Consider the following 17645-nt stretch of genomic DNA (forward strand, 5'->3'; position numbering starts at 1 on the left):
TCCATTTTCTCCTCAGTGCACAACACATCCTCATTAACAAAATTATAACAACAATAGTAAAAGGAGGCTAATCCAAATCAGCCTCCTTCTCATTATTAATCTTCCAGCAATAACACTTTCATTTCTTCTAACGAATCTTTCGTAAAGCCAAGAGCTTTTTCGGCGTATGCTTCAACTGATCCGTATTGCTTTTTGATTCCATCAATCGCAGCTTGTAAATATTCGGCGCGCGCTTCAAACATTGCACCTAATATTGCTCTGCTCTCATCATTTTGTAATTTCGCACCTAAAAAGGCCATCATTTTTTCATTTAGCTTTTCACGGAATCCGTTACTTAATAAGTAATCTTCCATTACTGTTTTTTCCGGTACACCTAGTAAAAGTAATAAAAGCGCTGAACCAAATCCAGTACGATCTTTTCCAGCTGTGCAGTGGTTTACTAATGGTAAGTTTTCCGGGTTTTGCGCTAAGTTTAAGAAGCTCACGAATGCCTCGTTACCACTTACGAAATCTTGATTCATTTTCACAAGATACTCACCTGGTTTTCCTAACATAGAAAGGTCACCAACTTGGAAAAATTCATTTATATTTAGATCTTTCGCTAAGTCTTGCATAACTGGTAAGCACACTTGACGAGCACCCGTAATTTCTGGATTCGGCTTATGCTTCACTTCAAAGTCTGTACGGTAATCACAAATTAACTTTAAACCAGACTTTTGTAAATACGCAATATCCCATTCTGTTAGTCCTGCTAATTCTTCAGAACGGTATAATTTGCCCCATTTCACTTTACGGCCTTCTGTCGTTTCATATCCTCCCATATCACGGAAGTTAAATGCGCCTTGTAATGGCAGTCTACGCTCAGCTACTGTTACTGCTTGTCCATTACTTCCTACTAATCTAAAATATGGACGTTCATTTTCACTCGGGTTTTCAATTGTATATGATAATTCTCCATTTACCGTTGCAAGTAATTCTCCAGTTTCTTCAATATGTTCTGGTGAAGTACTCCAATAAATACGAACTTCTTCTATATTATTTTCCCATTTTATTTGTAACGTATTATCTTCATTTCTCTCTACAGTTGCTTGTAGCCAATTTCTTTGCTGCTCCATTCTTTCACCAACGCTTTCTCTTATAGTCAAATCTTACTCTATTGTATTATAGGAATAACTACTTTGTCGTTCTCATTTTTCTTTTTATCTTACAAACAGGCGAAAAGTTCTTTTACTTGTTCAAAATTTGTACACGGGTTCCCACTAGATGTGTCCCAGAGTATATCTTAAAACTCCCTCACATACCGCTCAGTACAACTCAGCAACTGACATCCGTTCTTTTCAAAAACATCCTTCATCCATTCATTTTGTATATTTGTCTCACCAATATAATAAGATGCACCTATTTCCTTTAAGACAAACATCGCACCTGCAAATAATGCCTCTTCATATCCCTTATTACGCATATTTGGAGTAACTGCGAAGTACATAAGTTTCCCTTCTTCTAACGTACCTCTTTCAATATGCGGGATTACAATTCCTATCTGCTTTTCATCGACACTCGCTGTTAAGCAATGTTCTTTCCATTGCTCACCAATTTCTTGTAGCATCATATGCACAACTTGATCATGAGCGACTGGTTCTCCCGTCGCTTCATTCCACAGTGAATAAAAAGCCTCTTCTCCAACTTCTTCAATAAGCTTAAAATCAATTTCACTTTCTACATCTTCTACTTCATATATATCTTTAAATACAATCATGTTTTCCGTAACATATTCAAATGAATACGTTTCAAAACATTTTTTATACACATCATAATTTGGACTTTTTGAAGAGATTTCAAAATATAGTTTTTCTAATCCATCTTTTTTAGCTTCAACAACGCAATATTGCATCATTTCCTCTAATTGCTCTTCTGTAAAAATCTCTGCATTATTTTCTTTTATCATAATAGAAGAAACATTTCTTCTTATTTTAAAATATTTTTCTAACTGTTCTATCGTCGTCATATTCTTCCCTCATCTATATCATACTCGAATTTCTAATCGTTCTCCTTGCATGAGCAGGATTGTCCTTGAATATATAGAATACTAGAAAAGATCGCATCTTTAAAGTGCGGAGGAGGTTCTCCAGTGGATATTACAGCATTGCAACAACAGTTAGAGCTTATACAACAAAATGACTATACGCAACTACAGCATATAGACGTAAATGAGTTAACTTTGAACATGCTTCAGTATATCGGAACGACTGATAGCTACGTTCGTTACCAACTTATATATAAATGTTTTGCGCATTTCATTCATCATGAATTCCTTATGGATGATCAACTGAAATTACTTCTGCAAACTTGTTTAAGTGATGAGTATTTATATTGTGACATTTACTCCCCACATACAGATGGGGTTTTCACACGTTCTTACACTGTTTCGTTAATTGCGTTAATACTCCAATTCGCTAATTCGCACTACTTTTGTACAGAGGAGGATATCGAAGAAATAAAAAATAAACTCATTACTTACACAAACTTAGAAACAGATTTTCGGGGCTATATCGAAAATAAAGGATGGGCTCATTGTCTTGCTCACGTATCTGATGCCTTTACTGAAATTGTTCATAATACGTATACCACTTTTGAATGGTACGAAGAATTAATTCATTGTTTATTAAATAAAATCTTTATTCCATCTGACCTTTTTCATAATAACGAAGATGAGCGCATCGTTACTCCATTACTAGCAATGCTGTATCATGATTTTCCTCAAAACGAGTTAATTTCTATTATTCAAAAAAAAATAAAAAGGCTTCCTCAAATTAGAAAACGCCTTTCGCTTAATGAATATTGTATTTTATGCGCCAACATTAAAACCTTTTTACGCACATTATTTTTTAGAACGAAAGATGACCATAACTTAGCCTTTACAGCACGTAAAACAGAAAGAATGTTAAAAGAACTTCCTAACTATTATTAAATACAAGGAGCAATGACATGGGTTATATTGAAGATATGAGAAATCTAGTAGGAAATCATCCACTTATTTGAATAGGTTCGCACGCCATTATAGTAAATGAAAAAGATGAAGTATTGCTGCAGCTCCGTACAGATTTTAACCGCTGGGGCATTATTGGCGGTGCTTTAGAATATAACGAAACATTAGAAGATGCTTTAAAACGAGAAGTGTTTGAAGAAACTGGACTTATTATTAAAAATCCAGAACTATTCCGTACATACTCAGGGCCAGATTTCTTTCAAATCTATCCAAATGGCGATCAAGTACACGGTGTACTCGTTGTTTATATTTGCCGAGAATTTTATGGGGAGCTTGTATGTGATAAAACTGAGTCAAAAGAATTACGTTTCTTTCCGCTTGATGAGTTACCTAGTACTCTTCATCCAGTCATTGAGAAGATTCTTCGCGATTTTCATCACTCCAATAAAAAATAGAAATCAAACAACCTCATTTCCCATCATTACAACGTGAAATGAGGTTGTTATCGTTCACCGTAAATCCCTATTTCCCCAAAATGATATTAACGCTCTCTTTTTACAACTTTATATCCCTTTATAAAAAGGATAGTTATATAAGAAACAATAAATGAAAGAATAGTATACATGCCCACCCAAAAGAAAAATGCTGGATCGTGCACTGTAACATTTAACATAAGAAAAATAAGAAATGTTACTATTGGCATCACATAAAATGTACCTACTTTATATGCTCCAGCTATTGAAACAATACAAACAAGCAATGGATATATACAGAAAATAAAAATGATTTCACTCAACGTTATGTCCCCCTTTCTGCAGAAATAATAGGTTTCTCGTACACATTTGGGGGAACAACAAAATTTTATTTTTTATCAATTATTAGTAAATATAATGTTAGATTGTTATCTCAATCTGATTTCCTTCAGGATCACTTACTACACTTTCATAATAACCATCCCCTGTAGTACGCGGCCCGTTTAACACTGAGTATCCTGCTTCTCTTAATGTATTAGTTAATTCGTTCACTTTTTCTTTACTATCTACTGAAAAAGCAATATGCGCATATCCTATTGTTTGTGTTTGTACTTTCTCGTCTATCCCTACCTGCTTCATAAGTTCTAGACGCGCACCGCCTTCAAAAGTTATGAAATAAGATTCAAACTGCTTTTTCGGATTGTGATATAAGCTATTTTCTTCACCACCGAAGTACTGTTTATAAAAATCACGCATTCTTTCTAAATCATTCACCCAAATTGCTACATGTTCAATTTTCATAATCGACACCTTTTCTTTTATGTTATTCAACTGGCAATTGGATGCTTCATTGCCAGTACATTTAATTTTCTTTATTTGTTCTCGTAATCATAAGATCAAGTCCAAGGCTTTTTAACCCATATAAATAATCTTCTTTCCAGTTGCTCACTGTTATTTTCGGAATATGTTCTGCCGGAATGTACTGCGGACAACTTTTTACAATCTGATCTATTACAATTTGGTTCACTTCATCATCACAGAAGATGAATCCATGAGGGTTAATAATAGCTATACATGTAGCTATTAAACGAGTAATAGCATCTATATTATATTCCTCTGGATTATTCGAATCTTCACTTCTCAAAGCTTGCAAGAAATTTTTATTATCGTACTGCGGGACGAAAGATATCTCTCCTGAGAAAAATGTGCTTCCGCGTACGACATCTCCATTTACCATAATCCCCGCACCTGGGCCATTTTGACCTGAATACAAATATACAAGAGAGGAATTTTCATTGTTTCCAGTATTTTTATGATAGCCGAGTACTGCAGCATTCATATCGTTTTCTATTACTACTGGTATAGAAAACAGTTCCTCCAAGTGACTTTTCAAATTAAAATTTTGGAACTTTTCATATCCAGGAATATAGAAAATACGCCCATTATCGACAGCACCAGGAACACCAATTGAGATTGAACTTATCTTTGGAAACGTAGCTATAAGACTTTCTATATGTTCTGTCAATACACTTAGACCCGTATTGATTAATGCACTTGAAGTACTGCCTTGTTCTTTTACTTCCCCTAAACAGTTAAAAATTGTATAGTTCGTCTCATTTTTTTCTAAAAATATCGCTAAACCTAACATATATTCTGGATTATATTCATATCGTTTTGCTCTTCTTCCACCACTTGAATCATCTAAACCGGCTAAAGTGACTTCACCGTCTTGTTTCATTTTTTCTATAAATTTACTTATCGTTGGAAAACTGATTTCTAATGTATTACTAAGTTCAACTTTCGTTGCACTACCTCGCTCTAGAAGAGCTGTACGAATGCCGCGAAGGATCGTCTCTTTAATCGATTTTTGAGTAACAAATTGTTCACTCAAATCGCTCACCACCTTAATCAACATACTTATTAAACACTTTTAATAAGTTGCGTTGACAATATATCATACATCATTTTCTAAAGCAATGAACACTCCCCCACTTAGCAAAGCTTGAAGTGGGGGTTTCTAACGTTTCGACCTAACGGACGATTAACGTCAGGGGAGTTAACACATTAGCGAGCTGTTTCACGCTTAACCCCTCTATCCCATTTGTCCATGCATTTGGGATTACTTTTCGTAAAATGTTAGCCGCAGCATTTACATCTGCATGAATTAAAGTTTTATTTGCTGAACGATATATGCCGCGCTTTATTCGTTTTCCTGAAAAAGTTGTATTTTGGTCATTTTCTCCATACGTTGGAATGAAGTCGTTATCCAGAAAACTTGCTTTCGATGTATATGATTCTTCAGTTACAACAACTTGAATGCCTACAGCATTTGCTTTGTATGTAATCATTTGAATCAGTAAATTATGCGGGATATGACAAAACGATTCGTTATTTCTTTTTCCCATATTCGTTTCTTGTTTCCAACTTTTGTTTTGACCAATAACGATTTTACAAACTTCTTCTTGAGCTAGTTTTACGATATGGTGACTAACTTTATGGAAGACGTCTTTTATTTTCAAGTAACGTTTTTGATGAAGTTTTTCTATCCTTTTAGAAGTAAAAGGTCCTTCATTCGTTTGTTTTCCATTTCTAAGAATGCTTGTAAAATGACTCTTCATTTTGTTGTAATATTGATTTATGCTTTTGATATGTTTGCCCTTAACAAGGACAGGTTTCATACCTGTGTTTGTTACGATGGTTGCAAGGTTATCAATCCCTAAATCAATACTCATATAACGAGCATTCTCTTCAATCATTTGTTGTTCAGAAGGAACATCAATTACCAACTCCACTACATATTCATTGTATTTTGGAATCACACGAACTTGTTTCAGTTTACCTTCAGTGAAACCTAGTTTCCCAATATTTAATTGCAATTTCGTCTTTGGAAACTTTAAAAATCTACCGTTTTTAATGATGCAATCTTGGTTTGTATACAGAATCTCTTTTTCAGAAGAACGAATATACTTTGGAATCCTAGGCGTTCCAGCATATTTGTTTGGATTCTTTTTATAGTCTTTTAAACTAGCAAAAAAAGATTTCCAATTTTGGAACAAACCCTTCATGATTGACTGGCTACATTGCGTAGGCAAAGCTCGATAATCATTTTGAATCATAGCCTTAAATAGTGCATCTAGAAAGTTGTAATCTACATAAGGTTTTTCAAAATTAGGTTCTGAAAACAAATTACATGTAATCTCTTTCTGTTCTTCTTTAGGCTTTAATTTCTCTTTTTCCAATTTCTTCTGATAGGCAAGAAGTTGTGTGTCATTCATCTTATCAATATTTTTATGAATATTATCCAGAACTTCTTTTTGCAAAGGCTGCAACTCTTTTTCTTGTGTTAATCCAGTGTACACCTGGCGTATATAAAAGTTTGTGGTGTTGTACATGTTCTTAGCGTTATGACAACATTCTTGAAAATAAGAATACATACGATGCCCTTTTTTAATCCAAATTTGAAGAGTTTTATAGTTTGACGGATTTTCCTTTGTCATTTTATTCACCTCCTTGTTAAGGATATTATAGCAAAACAGAACGTATGTTTCTGTTGTTTTCTTGAAAATAAAATATTTCTTTCGATTCACCTCACCACCTTCACTTACGTTTAGAGGTGGGAGTCCTCTCGAAAGGCATGATAGAAACTTACAGCAAACGAGAAAACCGGCAAAACAAATACGAAAAAGAGCGTTTCAAGAAGTAAGTAATGTCTTCGTACGATTTTCCGTACTATTTTTCTTTATATGAAACATCTTTCACCTTTTCTATACGATACGACATCTGTTTATTCATGCACTCATAAAAAACGATTTCTATAAGTCTATCGTTTTAATAACTTTAGCTGGGTTACCACCAACAACTACATTATTAGGTACATCTTTTGTCACAACTGCCCCTGAAGCAATTACAACATTATCTCCAATTGAAATACCAGGGTTAATAATAGCTCCTCCGCCAACCCAAACATTGTTACCTATCTTTACCGGTTTTCCATATTCTTTGCCAGAGTTTCGTTCCACCGGATGTAATGGATGAGTAGCAGTATAAATGTGAACACCAGGTGCAAACATACAATTATCACCGATTCGAACTTCACAAACGTCCAAAATCACACAATTGAAATTTGCGAAAAAGCTCTTTCCGACATGAATATTGTAGCCGTAATCACAACGAAAATCAGGATTAATTTGTGCTTTCCCATCAGTTGAAGAACCTAAAAGCTGATTTAATAACGTAAAACGCCTCTCATCTCCTGTCTCCATCGCCTCGTTATAAAGGCGTGTTAAACGTTTTGCCTCCACCCTATCAGCCACCAATTCTTCGTCATCCGCAATATACATTTCTCCTGCCACCATCTTTTCTTTCTCCGTTTTCATACATTCATCTCCTTTTTTATTGAATAGGGCCAACTTATTAAACACCTTTAATAAGTGACTTTAACTTTACTTATTAAACATGTTTAATAAGTAACCCTATATTAGCATATTTTTTCATATATGCAACTAATAAGTTCGGAAAAGAAGTGCGAACTCCTTGCTCTACGTATCAATATGAAGAATAATTTATATCGAAAAACGAGGGAACGCTCAGCGCCCCCTCTCAAATCCAATCCGTTTTTTAATTTCCGCTAAATTTACCCTCGCGATTTTTCTTGCTCGCTCAGCACCTTTTTCTAACGCTTCATATAATAAATTCGGCTCATTCATATACATTGCGTACTTTTCACGAGGTCCAGCTAACTCACGATCTACAATGCGAAACAACTCTTTTTTCACATCTCCCCATCCGATTCCAGTCTCATATTTTTCACGTAATGACTGTACTTCGTCTTCTGTCGCAAATTCTTTATAAATTGTAAATAAGATTTCTAGTTCTTTCGGTTCATTTGGAAGTGAAGAATCTGTTTTGATTTTAAATATTAACTTTCGTAGTTTTGCTTGCTCTGCAAATAATGGGATCACATTTCCGTAACTTTTACTCATCTTCCTTCCATCAAGACCAGGTAAAATGGCACCTTCTTCTTGTATGACATACTCCGGAAGCGTAAATGTCGTGCCGAATGTATGATTAAAATACGTCGCAATATCACGCGCAATTTCAATATGCTGAATTTGATCTTTCCCGACTGGTACATGAGTTGCTTGAAATAATAATATGTCAGCTGCCATTAAAATCGGGTACGTATATAATCCCATATTCACTCCCGCATCTACCTCTAAACCCACTTCTTTATTTTGCTCCACCCTCGCTTTATACGCGTGAGCACGGTTCATAAGCCCTTTCGGAGTTAGGCAAGCTAATATCCAAGCTAATTCTAGAATCTCCGGCACTTCTGTTTGCCTGTAAAAAATAACATCTTCTCCAAGTCCGAGTGATAACCAAGTAGCTGCTACCTCTTTCGTATAACTACTAAACTGACTTGGGTCATGTACAGCATTTAACGCATGATAATCAGCTATAAAATACAGTGCTTTTCCTTCATTCTTCTTTGACATTTGTAATGCAGGTTTAATCGCCCCAATATAATTCCCTAAATGCGGATAACCTGTCGGCTTAATTCCTGTTAACATTATTTTTTCGCTCAACCTAACTCCTCCTCTCCAAAAATAAAAAGAGCCCTCATCCTATAAAAAGGACGAGAGACTCCCGCGGTACCACCTTAATTAGCTATCATCATAGCTCACTTTAACTTCTTAACGTGAAGTAACCGTCTTTGCTTACTCATTTCAGCAAGAAGCTCCAGAGCCCATTCCACATTCATCCCTTACTGATTTCCACCACACATCAGCTCTCTGAAAAGTTTCGAATATATACTCTTCTCTTTCATTGCTTTTCGTTATTTTTTACAGTTTATCACATTTGACTTTCAAATAAACCTAAATTTCTCGTTTTATATAGCAGGAATTTCCACTTTAATTGTCCAATACTATATAGGTTTGCAGAAATACTCGAAACAACTTTGGAGGTTTTTTCATGGTAAAGTATATATCTATTTTAGGTTCAACAGGATCCATTGGCACATCTGCATTAGCTGTCGTTTCAGCCCATCCTGAACATTTTAAAATCGTCGGTTTAACCGCAAATTATAATATTGATCTTCTTGAACAACAAATCGAAACGTTTCAACCTCGCATTGTAAGCGTTGCGACAAAAGAATTAGCGGACACGCTTCGTACACGAATTTCAACCAACACAAAAATTACATATGGAACTGACGGTTTAATTGCGGTAGCTACTCACCCTGATTCAAATCTTGTATTAAGTTCCGTCGTTGGTGTTTCGGGATTACTCCCAACAATTGAAGCATTAAAAGCGAAGAAAGATATCGCCATTGCTAATAAAGAAACTTTGGTTGCAGCTGGACATATCGTAACTGAACTTGCGAAACAAAACGGATGTCGTTTAATTCCAGTTGATAGCGAACATTCAGCTATTTTCCAATGTTTAAACGGAGAAAATAATAAGGAAATTGAAAAATTAATTGTTACAGCTTCTGGCGGTGCTTTTCGTGATAAAACACGTGAAGAAATGAAAACATTACAAGCGAAGGATGCTTTAAAACACCCAAACTGGCTAATGGGTGCAAAACTAACGATTGATTCTGCTACGTTAATGAATAAAGGTTTTGAAGTAATGGAAGCTAGATGGCTATTCGATATTCCTTATGAAAAAATTGATGTTATGATTCATAAAGAAAGTATCATTCACTCTTTAGTGGAGTTTATTGATGGATCAGTTATGGCGCAGCTCGGTGCCCCTGATATGAGAATGCCGATTCAATATGCGTTTCATTACCCTACTCGGCTACCTTCTTCCTATGAAAAATTAAATTTACTAGAAATTGGTAGTTTACATTTTGAAAAACCAGATTTAGCGACGTTTCCTTGCCTACAATACGCATATGAATGTGGCAAAATCGGTGGTACTACTCCCGCTGTATTAAATGCAGCAAATGAAATTGCAAATGCACTGTTCCTTAAAAACGAAATTGCCTTTTTCGATATTGAAAAAACAATTTACAAAACAATTGAAGCTCATCATAACGTAAAAGATCCTTCATTAGATGCTATTTTAGAAGTAGATCAATGGGCACGCCAATATGCACATCAATTGTTAATAAAAAAGACCTAAAACAGAGCGTTATTATCAAGACCTAAATTGTAAAAGTCTTAAATAATAAAGGGTGATACATATTATATATATATGACTAATATGTATCACCCTTTAACGGAACAACTATGATTGTTGCTTTTAAATAAAGTCGCGTTGTTTTGAATAAAGCGCGACTTTATTTAAAAGTTACGATGTTTGGCCTTTGTTAATTAAAGAATTCTAAGTGAATTTTAATCAAACATTTTTATAAAAAAAGAATTTTTATTTGAATAGAAAATAATCCATTTTTATTAATCTTTCTTTCAAAACGGAACTCAAAACCCTTATTTACCGTAAAGTACGGGTTTTGAGTTCCGTTTATTAGAATCCAATAATGGGTGCAGTAGAGATATGTGAAAACAGGTTATATCTTTACTTGTATTTCTAATCTGTATTTAAATCATGCTGTTACCTTTTACTAGAATTAAAATAACGTTTTAAATTACATAAAAGGAGTGGGATCTAGTTATAGTACTAAAGCTTACTCCTTTTATTATTTAAAACCATGCCTTTTTAAGTAATTTTACTCCTAAAGTAATTTCTTTGTGAGATAAACCTCCAAAAGCTAATTTAATAATTGGTCTATCAATATAATTATTAACAAAATATCTGGATGTCGGGCCTATCTCTACACCATTTTTATACGCCTGTTTTATTAACCAATCCTCTGATTTTTGCAAATGCACCTTTATGAGTAGATACAATCCTGAATTGTGACCGATAATAGTTATATCGTTACCGAAATGTTCGTTTAAGGTAGAAATTAAATGTTCCATTTTTTTTCTATAAATATTACGCATTCGTTTTATATGTCTATACCATTCATTCTCCTTCATAAATTTTGCCATGGCAATTTGATGTATCGTTGATGCTGTATTCTCAAAACCTTTAAAGTGTTCTTTATACTTTATTAATAGTTCTTTTGGCAAGACCATATAGCTTAATCGTAGACCTGGCAAAAATGCTTTTGAAAAATTACCGATATAAATTACCCTATTTTGATCAATAGATGCTAATGAAGGAAATGGGCGTTGTGTATATCGAAATTCACTATCATAATCGTCCTCTATTATATACCCCTTCTTTTTTTTAGCCCATTGAATAAGTTGTTGTCGTTGTTGAATAGACATGCTTACTCCATAAGGGCTGTGATGAGATGGGGTTACATAAATTAGTCTAGCTTTTAAATTACTTAACTCAGATAATTCAACTCCATTTTCATATACTGGGAGAAATTCAAAAGAAAAATGATGTAGTTTAAAAACTTCTCTAGCGCCCCAAAAACCTGGGTCTTCTAAAATAATGCTCGAGAAATCACTTTTTAATACATGACCAATATAAGTTAACATTTGTTGTGTACTGCTACCTATAATGATAGATCCTTGATCCGTACTCAATCCTCTAGACTCTAATAAATATTTTGCGACTTGATCTCTAAGAATTGCTTCTCCAAATGGGTCACCATATGTATATAAAAGGTTTTCTTCCATGGAATGATTCACAAACCTTTTCCATGTATTTTTTGGAAACATTTCTTTTTCCACTGTATCTACTTTGAAGTTAATGGTAATTTCTTTACTGATTTGTTTCTCATCTTTTTGTTTAACTTTTTTTCTTCTTTGATATAAATTTGGTTCTAATTCATTAACAAAAAACCCCCTTCGATTTTCGCCACGGATATATCCTTCAGCTGCAAGCTGATCATATGCTAATAGTGTCGTATTTCTACTGACATTGAGTGAATCTGCAAGCTGACGTATCGAAGGTAACGATTCATCTTTTTTTAATACCCCCTTTTCAATGAGTAATTTGACATTTGTATAAATTTGTTTATATTTAGGGATACTTTTTTCAAAAGTAAACAAGAAGTTTTTCATATAGCCCTCATCTGACATGTGATTTTTTATAAAACTGTACCTTTATATATGTCAGTCAACATCTTATAATATTATTAATCAATTCACAAATTAATTAATTCTTTTAAAAAGGAGAAACAAATGCACTTACATTTTATTATTCATGAAATATTTGAAGGACCAGGGGCTTTTCTAGCATGGGCAGAGATGAATGGACATGTGGTCAGTTATTCAAGAGTTTACGAACAAGAACCACTTCCTTATAATATCGAAGACATAGATTTACTCATAGTATTAGGTGGACCACAAAGTCCTAGTACAACGAAAGAAATGTGCCCGCATTTTGATGCAGTCGCAGAAATATCAGTCATCAAAAAATGTATAGAGGCTAATAAAGCTGTTATAGGAGTTTGTTTGGGTGCCCAGTTAATTGGTGAAGCCTTAGGTGCATCTCATGAACATAGTCCGGAAAAAGAGGTAGGAGCCTTCCCTATTACTTTAACTGAAGAAGGAAAAACGAATGAACTTTTCTCTCATTTCGCTACTACAAGTACGGTTGGCCACTGGCACAACGATATGCCTGGTTTAACTAAAAACAGTAAAATATTAGCGTTTAGTGAGGGGTGTCCACAGCAAATTGTGGAATATAGTGAACTCGTTTATGGTTTCCAATGCCATATGGAGTTTACTCCTGAATTAATAGAATTATTAATTCAACATTCTGAACAAGAACTAGAAAAGTATAAGGAAAATCGTTTCGTTCAGTCTCCAGAGCAATTAAAAAATAATAATTATACACCAATGAATAATCAGCTATATACTTTTTTAGATAAACTTACTAGCCTTTATCAGCTAAAATAAAATATTAATTATTTCACTAACTAAAAAACAGTTATATTAATCACTTACTCTATGGAAAATATAACACTTCTTTCAACTTACTTATGATATTGCAAAGGTTTTAAAAGCGCCTATCGAGACTCTGTTTTGGTTTGAAGAGTAGATTAATTCTAGTACAAGTATGTGAAATTTTGTAATTGATATGTTCATGAGTTTTAATCAATCTGTTTTATAAAATCAACATTCAAACTTTTAACATGGGAATCCATTTTGATTAATTGTTTTCAAAATGGGTTCTTTTTAGTGCTCATTCAAAAAGGATTTTCAAATCATTTCTAATCAAACCTTATTTCATCTCAACAGTTCTTTAATACCGATCATTGTTACTGTTTAAACCATAATTTTTTAATCTCCGACAAAGATTTTTTTGGAATAAACAGACAAAAAACTCTAGTTCTTGGATTGGGCAGTCTTCTTAAATTTCTAAATATGTCTTAAATAATTCAGTTGTTTTCATTTTCCATCTTACTACTTCTTTTCCTTGATAGTTAACCTTTATCCAATCCATGATTTCCTTCATTGCTGGCATCACTGGAAATCCCTCTTGATTCAGTAATATATATCTTTTGTTGTTATTCTCTATAAGAACCTCTTTTACCCTCATAGCACTTCATTCCTAAAAAATATTAACGGCTTGGTCTAAAGACAGCTCTACACCTCCCACTATGACCTACGTCCGCCAACTAGATTGCGCTTATTTTATGAATAATTCATATATATTAAACTATATTTTTAATAACTGTATAACTAACCTAATATGTATAAGAAAAGAGGATATATGCTCATATATTGAACATAATATCCTCTTACTAGTTTAGTCTATTTAAATAATACTGTTTTAGCTATTTTTTCACGTATTCAACTTAACAAATCTATACCCGTGCGTCACTAACACTTTTAATATCGCATACCCTGGAATTGCTAAAATAATCCCCATAATCCCAAATAAATTTCCGGCAGTTAAAATAATAAAAATGATAGTAATCGGGTGAATGTCTAATTTTTTCCCCATAACTTGCGGAGAAATAAATTTCCCTTCTGCTAATTGTACGACCATCATAACGATAATTACTTTTAGAACCATTGCTGGCGAGTCAATAAATGCAATAATTAATGCTGGTGTAATTGCGATGATTGGCCCAACGTACGGAACGATATTTACAATCATCGCTAAAATAGCAAGTAGTACCGCATATTTAATACCGATAATAAGGTAACCAATTAATAGCATAATACCGATAAATAAGCTAACGATAATTTGCCCTCTAATATACGAGCTAATCGCATAATGCATATCATCTAGTATTCTCATCGCTGCTGGTTGTCTTTGCTCTGAAATAAACTTTAAAAAGTGGTTCGGTAATTGTTCACCATCTTTTAAAAGATAGAACAATATAAACGGAACCATTACAAACGTTAAAACGACCTCTGTAACAGTACTTAAAAATCCAGTTACATTTCCAGTTACTGATGATAGCGACTTCGTAAAATCAACTGTGTAGTCTTTTACCATACTCGCTACATCAATATTTAAATTCTCTTGAATTTTGCCTAGTAAATTACTTTCCCCGAATCTACGTGCTGCTCGTTCAATTTCATGACCGAAATACGGTAAGTTATCTATTAATGCATCAATTTGATCTTTAATAATCGGGATTACTGTTACAACTAAAAATACAAATAATCCTAGTACTATTATATATATAGAAGCGATTGATACGATTCTGGAAACACCTTTCTTTTCTAAAAGCGAAACGAATGGATGCAAAATATAAAATAGCACTCCCGCTAATAATACGGGGAAGAAAATTGTTTTTAAAAAGACGATAAACGGAGTAAAAACAAAAGAAATTTTCGTTAGCAGTAATATGTTAATAAACAATAACGCAAAGCCGAGTAACACCGCTAAATAATTTTGTTCTCTAAAAAACTTTTTCAACTTATCTCTTTTTCTAATATTTAATTTCTCCAATGAAACCACCTCTTCGAATGATGAAAAGCCCTTATTCAGGGCTTTTCATCATGATCTATATCTTTATTTTCTTGCAGCTTTCACTACAAATGATACAATAAGAATTAATACGATTGCACCTAATAATGCTGGCACGACATGAATCCCACCAAATGATGGCCCAAAAGATCCAAATAATCTACCACCTAACGAAGCACCTAACAAACCTGCGATAATATTTCCAAACATACCACCCGGAAAATTTTTACCCGTTATAGAACCTGCAATTGCACCTATAATAGCACCAACTATTAATGTGATAATCCATCCCATCTTTAGTCCTCCATTTCTATTATAGTGTATTTCTTTTTGATACTAAATTGTTATGTAACTATTATAATTATTATATCCAATAAAGAAAAATCTTGTCAAATCTATGAAAATAAAGTCTATAAGGAGGTTTTACCCTATGATTCAAAAATTAGTAACAACTTCTCACAACATCGCTACTTCTATTTTAAACATTCAAATACCCGCTTATGAAATTGAAGCAAAATATATAAATAGTACGGCTATTCCTCGTCTTTATGATACTGTAGCCGATATTCAATTATGTGATGAAATTTTTTACGGCTATTTTTATGAAGATACACTTGCTGGGTTTATTTCTTTTAAAATGGATGAAGAGGAAGTTGATATTCATCGTTTAGTAGTATCCCCCGATCATTTTCATAAAGGAATCGCCACAAAACTACTACTTTATGTATTTGACATGTTCTCCCCTTCACAAACATATATTGTACAAACAGGGAAAGAAAATACACCTGCTCTGTCTTTATATAAAAAACATGGATTTATTAAAATAAATGATATTATATTACCCGATGGAGTGGTTTTAACCTCACTCAAAAAATCAGAAAACATAAAATAGTTTGACTCATCAATTTATTTATGTTATCCTTTACTTTATAAATCCTTTTGCTGAGTCCAAATTTTGGAGCGGGGGAACCATTTTTGTAGCCATGCTACTTGGGGCGAATCTTATTTAAGTAGGGAAACTCTCACTTCCCGAGTCCGACAGCTAACCTCGTAAGCGTAATGGGAGAGGAAGGTGCTTTTTGCCTATGTTACACAGTGTACCTCCTTAATTATAAATATGGGATCGATACCAATAGACACCTATATTTATAGAAAAGGAGACATGTATAATGTTACGTTTATCTGATCACGCAATAAAAATGATGGAGCAAAGACTTCGACTCGAACAACATCGCACATATCAAGCTAATAAAGTTGTAGATAACTTACATCACAAATACTTCTTTCAACATATTTTTCAACCGAAAAGATAAAGAAAAAAACACAAGGTGTGTCTATACAGACATTCCTTGTGTTTTTTATATTCCTTATAGTATTCTCACTACATTTAAACTTGCCGTAATCGCACCTGCTATAGTCGTCACATGCCCTACACCTAACGGGCCATTTTGTAATATTAATGTTGAATTAGCACTCGTTACATTCACAAGAAGCGTATTTGAAATGATAGGCTTCTTTTTATAAAGCACTTTACTTTCTCGCCTTAATAATAAAAGTCGTTGGCACCATTCTAGCTTTATATAAAGAATAATATTTCGTAGATGGCTCAGCTCGTTCTTCATCAAATGAGCTAGATGGTTCAGGCTCCTCTATTCTCTCAATTGTAAACCCCGCTCTATTTAACTCATTTATGTATGTACTTATTTTTCTCTTATATAATGTCGCTTGTACATTTTCTCCTTTAAATGTTTCAAACGTAATAGGTGTTTCCTCATGGTATGAAGACTTTAAAACAATTACTTCTGTACCATACTGTAAGTTTGAATATACTGGGTGCTCCCAGCTAAAAATAAAACTTCCTCCTGGCTTTACATACGAATAAATTAGTTCCAACGTTTTTCTTAAATTCGAAGTCCAACCTAATGCATAAATGGAATATACAATATCAAAATACCCTTTTGGAATATCTCCTTCTTCTTCCATTGCTCCGCATATTAACTTTGGATTCCAACACTTTAAAGTTTCATTTGCTGTTTTAATTTGTTCACTTGAAAGATCAAGACCCCATACTTCCTCTGCCCCATGTTCTGCCATATATTGCAACGAATGCCCACTTCCACATCCAATATCAAGAACCTTTTTATTTCTAATTGAATCAAACAAATGAATCTCTTCTTCAGACGCTGTATACGGACCATATTTCGGTAAACAATCCACTTGAAAGAAATATGGCGCTACTGTATCCCAACACTTTTTATTTAAAGCTAACATTTGTGTCCCTTTCATAT

Annotated in this window: 18 protein-coding genes, 3 pseudogenes, 1 riboswitch and 1 other annotated feature; of the genes and pseudogenes, 7 read left to right on the forward strand and 14 right to left on the reverse strand. The window is 33.8% G+C overall.

Annotation, left to right across the window (positions count from 1 at the left end; genetic code table 11):
* Positions 1-95: 95 nt before the first annotated feature.
* Both ACS2FK_RS14395 and ACS2FK_RS14400 read right to left on the reverse strand, forming a co-directional pair.
* The gene (locus tag ACS2FK_RS14395; RefSeq protein WP_063548034.1) at positions 96-1115 is read right to left on the reverse strand and encodes a tyrosine-protein phosphatase; all 1020 of its coding nucleotides are present in this window, start codon (positions 1113-1115) and stop codon (positions 96-98) included.
* Between the two features lie 167 nt (positions 1116-1282).
* Complete coding sequence (locus ACS2FK_RS14400) at positions 1283-2005, reverse strand: GNAT family N-acetyltransferase (RefSeq protein WP_023522529.1); 723 nt, start codon at positions 2003-2005, stop codon at positions 1283-1285.
* A 123-nt stretch (positions 2006-2128) separates the two neighbouring features.
* On the opposite strand from ACS2FK_RS14400, the gene ACS2FK_RS14405 reads away from it, so the two are divergent.
* Both ACS2FK_RS14405 and ACS2FK_RS14410 read left to right on the forward strand, forming a co-directional pair.
* Complete coding sequence (locus ACS2FK_RS14405; protein ID WP_053563955.1) at positions 2129-2968, forward strand: DUF2785 domain-containing protein; 840 nt, start codon at positions 2129-2131, stop codon at positions 2966-2968.
* A gap of 71 nt (positions 2969-3039) precedes the next feature.
* Positions 3040-3441, forward strand: a complete 402-nt coding sequence (locus ACS2FK_RS14410) for an NUDIX hydrolase (protein ID WP_230387353.1) — start codon at positions 3040-3042, stop codon at positions 3439-3441.
* A gap of 86 nt (positions 3442-3527) precedes the next feature.
* Here the strand turns inward: ACS2FK_RS14410 and ACS2FK_RS14415 are convergent, their stop codons facing one another.
* The 6 genes from ACS2FK_RS14415 to ACS2FK_RS14440 form a co-directional block, all read right to left on the reverse strand.
* Positions 3528-3782 (reverse strand): YbeF family protein, encoded by a 255-nt coding sequence (locus ACS2FK_RS14415; protein WP_001289515.1) that lies wholly within the window; start codon positions 3780-3782, stop codon positions 3528-3530.
* Between the two features lie 97 nt (positions 3783-3879).
* Entirely contained in the window at positions 3880-4260 is a 381-nt protein-coding gene (locus ACS2FK_RS14420) for a VOC family protein (protein ID WP_000687573.1), read from the reverse strand.
* A gap of 61 nt (positions 4261-4321) precedes the next feature.
* Positions 4322-5350: an ROK family transcriptional regulator gene (locus tag ACS2FK_RS14425; RefSeq protein ID WP_063548036.1), complete on the reverse strand. Its 1029-nt coding sequence runs from the start codon at positions 5348-5350 to the stop codon at positions 4322-4324.
* A gap of 139 nt (positions 5351-5489) precedes the next feature.
* On the reverse strand, positions 5490-6956 hold the full coding sequence (locus tag ACS2FK_RS14430) for an RNA-guided endonuclease InsQ/TnpB family protein (protein ID WP_063548038.1): 1467 nt from the start codon (positions 6954-6956) through the stop codon (positions 5490-5492).
* Between the two features lie 315 nt (positions 6957-7271).
* Positions 7272-7835, reverse strand: coding sequence for a maltose O-acetyltransferase (locus ACS2FK_RS14435; protein ID WP_000845630.1), 564 nt, complete (start codon positions 7833-7835; stop codon positions 7272-7274).
* A 210-nt stretch (positions 7836-8045) separates the two neighbouring features.
* The gene (locus ACS2FK_RS14440) at positions 8046-9044 is read right to left on the reverse strand and encodes a tryptophan--tRNA ligase (RefSeq protein ID WP_063548040.1); all 999 of its coding nucleotides are present in this window, start codon (positions 9042-9044) and stop codon (positions 8046-8048) included.
* A gap of 43 nt (positions 9045-9087) precedes the next feature.
* Positions 9088-9295, reverse strand: a binding site (T-box leader).
* A gap of 137 nt (positions 9296-9432) precedes the next feature.
* Between ACS2FK_RS14440 and ACS2FK_RS14445 the strand changes: the two genes are divergently transcribed.
* The gene (locus ACS2FK_RS14445; protein ID WP_063548042.1) at positions 9433-10590 is read left to right on the forward strand and encodes a 1-deoxy-D-xylulose-5-phosphate reductoisomerase; all 1158 of its coding nucleotides are present in this window, start codon (positions 9433-9435) and stop codon (positions 10588-10590) included.
* A gap of 518 nt (positions 10591-11108) precedes the next feature.
* Here ACS2FK_RS14445 and ACS2FK_RS14450 read toward each other — a convergent pair.
* The gene (locus tag ACS2FK_RS14450; RefSeq protein WP_063548044.1) at positions 11109-12488 is read right to left on the reverse strand and encodes a PLP-dependent aminotransferase family protein; all 1380 of its coding nucleotides are present in this window, start codon (positions 12486-12488) and stop codon (positions 11109-11111) included.
* A gap of 120 nt (positions 12489-12608) precedes the next feature.
* Here ACS2FK_RS14450 and ACS2FK_RS14455 point away from each other — a divergent pair, with 120 nt between their 5' ends.
* Positions 12609-13328: a type 1 glutamine amidotransferase gene (locus ACS2FK_RS14455; protein WP_063548046.1), complete on the forward strand. Its 720-nt coding sequence runs from the start codon at positions 12609-12611 to the stop codon at positions 13326-13328.
* 44 nt (positions 13329-13372) lie between these two features.
* Positions 13373-13470: pseudogene (locus tag ACS2FK_RS14460) on the forward strand (helix-turn-helix transcriptional regulator); the annotation flags it as partial.
* Positions 13471-13785: 315 nt separating this feature from the next.
* Here the strand turns inward: ACS2FK_RS14460 and ACS2FK_RS14465 are convergent.
* The 3 genes and pseudogenes from ACS2FK_RS14465 to ACS2FK_RS14475 form a co-directional block, all read right to left on the reverse strand.
* Positions 13786-13875, reverse strand: a pseudogene (locus tag ACS2FK_RS14465) (tubby C-terminal domain-like protein); the annotation flags it as partial.
* A 342-nt stretch (positions 13876-14217) separates the two neighbouring features.
* Positions 14218-15339: an AI-2E family transporter gene (locus ACS2FK_RS14470; protein ID WP_063548050.1), complete on the reverse strand. Its 1122-nt coding sequence runs from the start codon at positions 15337-15339 to the stop codon at positions 14218-14220.
* A 63-nt stretch (positions 15340-15402) separates the two neighbouring features.
* Positions 15403-15651, reverse strand: a complete 249-nt coding sequence (locus ACS2FK_RS14475) for a GlsB/YeaQ/YmgE family stress response membrane protein (RefSeq protein WP_000539721.1) — start codon at positions 15649-15651, stop codon at positions 15403-15405.
* A 136-nt stretch (positions 15652-15787) separates the two neighbouring features.
* On the opposite strand from ACS2FK_RS14475, the gene ACS2FK_RS14480 reads away from it, so the two are divergent.
* Both ACS2FK_RS14480 and ACS2FK_RS14485 read left to right on the forward strand, forming a co-directional pair.
* Positions 15788-16249, forward strand: a complete 462-nt coding sequence (locus tag ACS2FK_RS14480; protein ID WP_063548052.1) for a GNAT family N-acetyltransferase — start codon at positions 15788-15790, stop codon at positions 16247-16249.
* Positions 16250-16287: 38 nt separating this feature from the next.
* A riboswitch (cyclic di-AMP (ydaO/yuaA leader) is annotated at positions 16288-16430 on the forward strand.
* A 96-nt stretch (positions 16431-16526) separates the two neighbouring features.
* A complete protein-coding gene (locus tag ACS2FK_RS14485; RefSeq protein WP_000945246.1) occupies positions 16527-16670 on the forward strand; it encodes a hypothetical protein in 144 nt (47 codons plus the stop codon).
* A 54-nt stretch (positions 16671-16724) separates the two neighbouring features.
* Here the strand turns inward: ACS2FK_RS14485 and ACS2FK_RS14490 are convergent.
* Positions 16725-16871: pseudogene (locus ACS2FK_RS14490) on the reverse strand (collagen-like protein); the annotation flags it as partial.
* 16 nt (positions 16872-16887) lie between these two features.
* Positions 16888-17643 carry a class I SAM-dependent methyltransferase gene (locus ACS2FK_RS14495; RefSeq protein ID WP_063548054.1) on the reverse strand — a complete coding sequence of 252 codons (756 nt, stop codon included), beginning with the start codon at positions 17641-17643 and terminating at the stop codon, positions 16888-16890.
* Positions 17644-17645: the final 2 nt, after the last annotated feature.

The organism is Bacillus cereus group sp. BceL220, assembly GCF_051776965.1.
GTDB classification, from domain to species: domain Bacteria; phylum Bacillota; class Bacilli; order Bacillales; family Bacillaceae_G; genus Bacillus_A; species Bacillus_A cereus.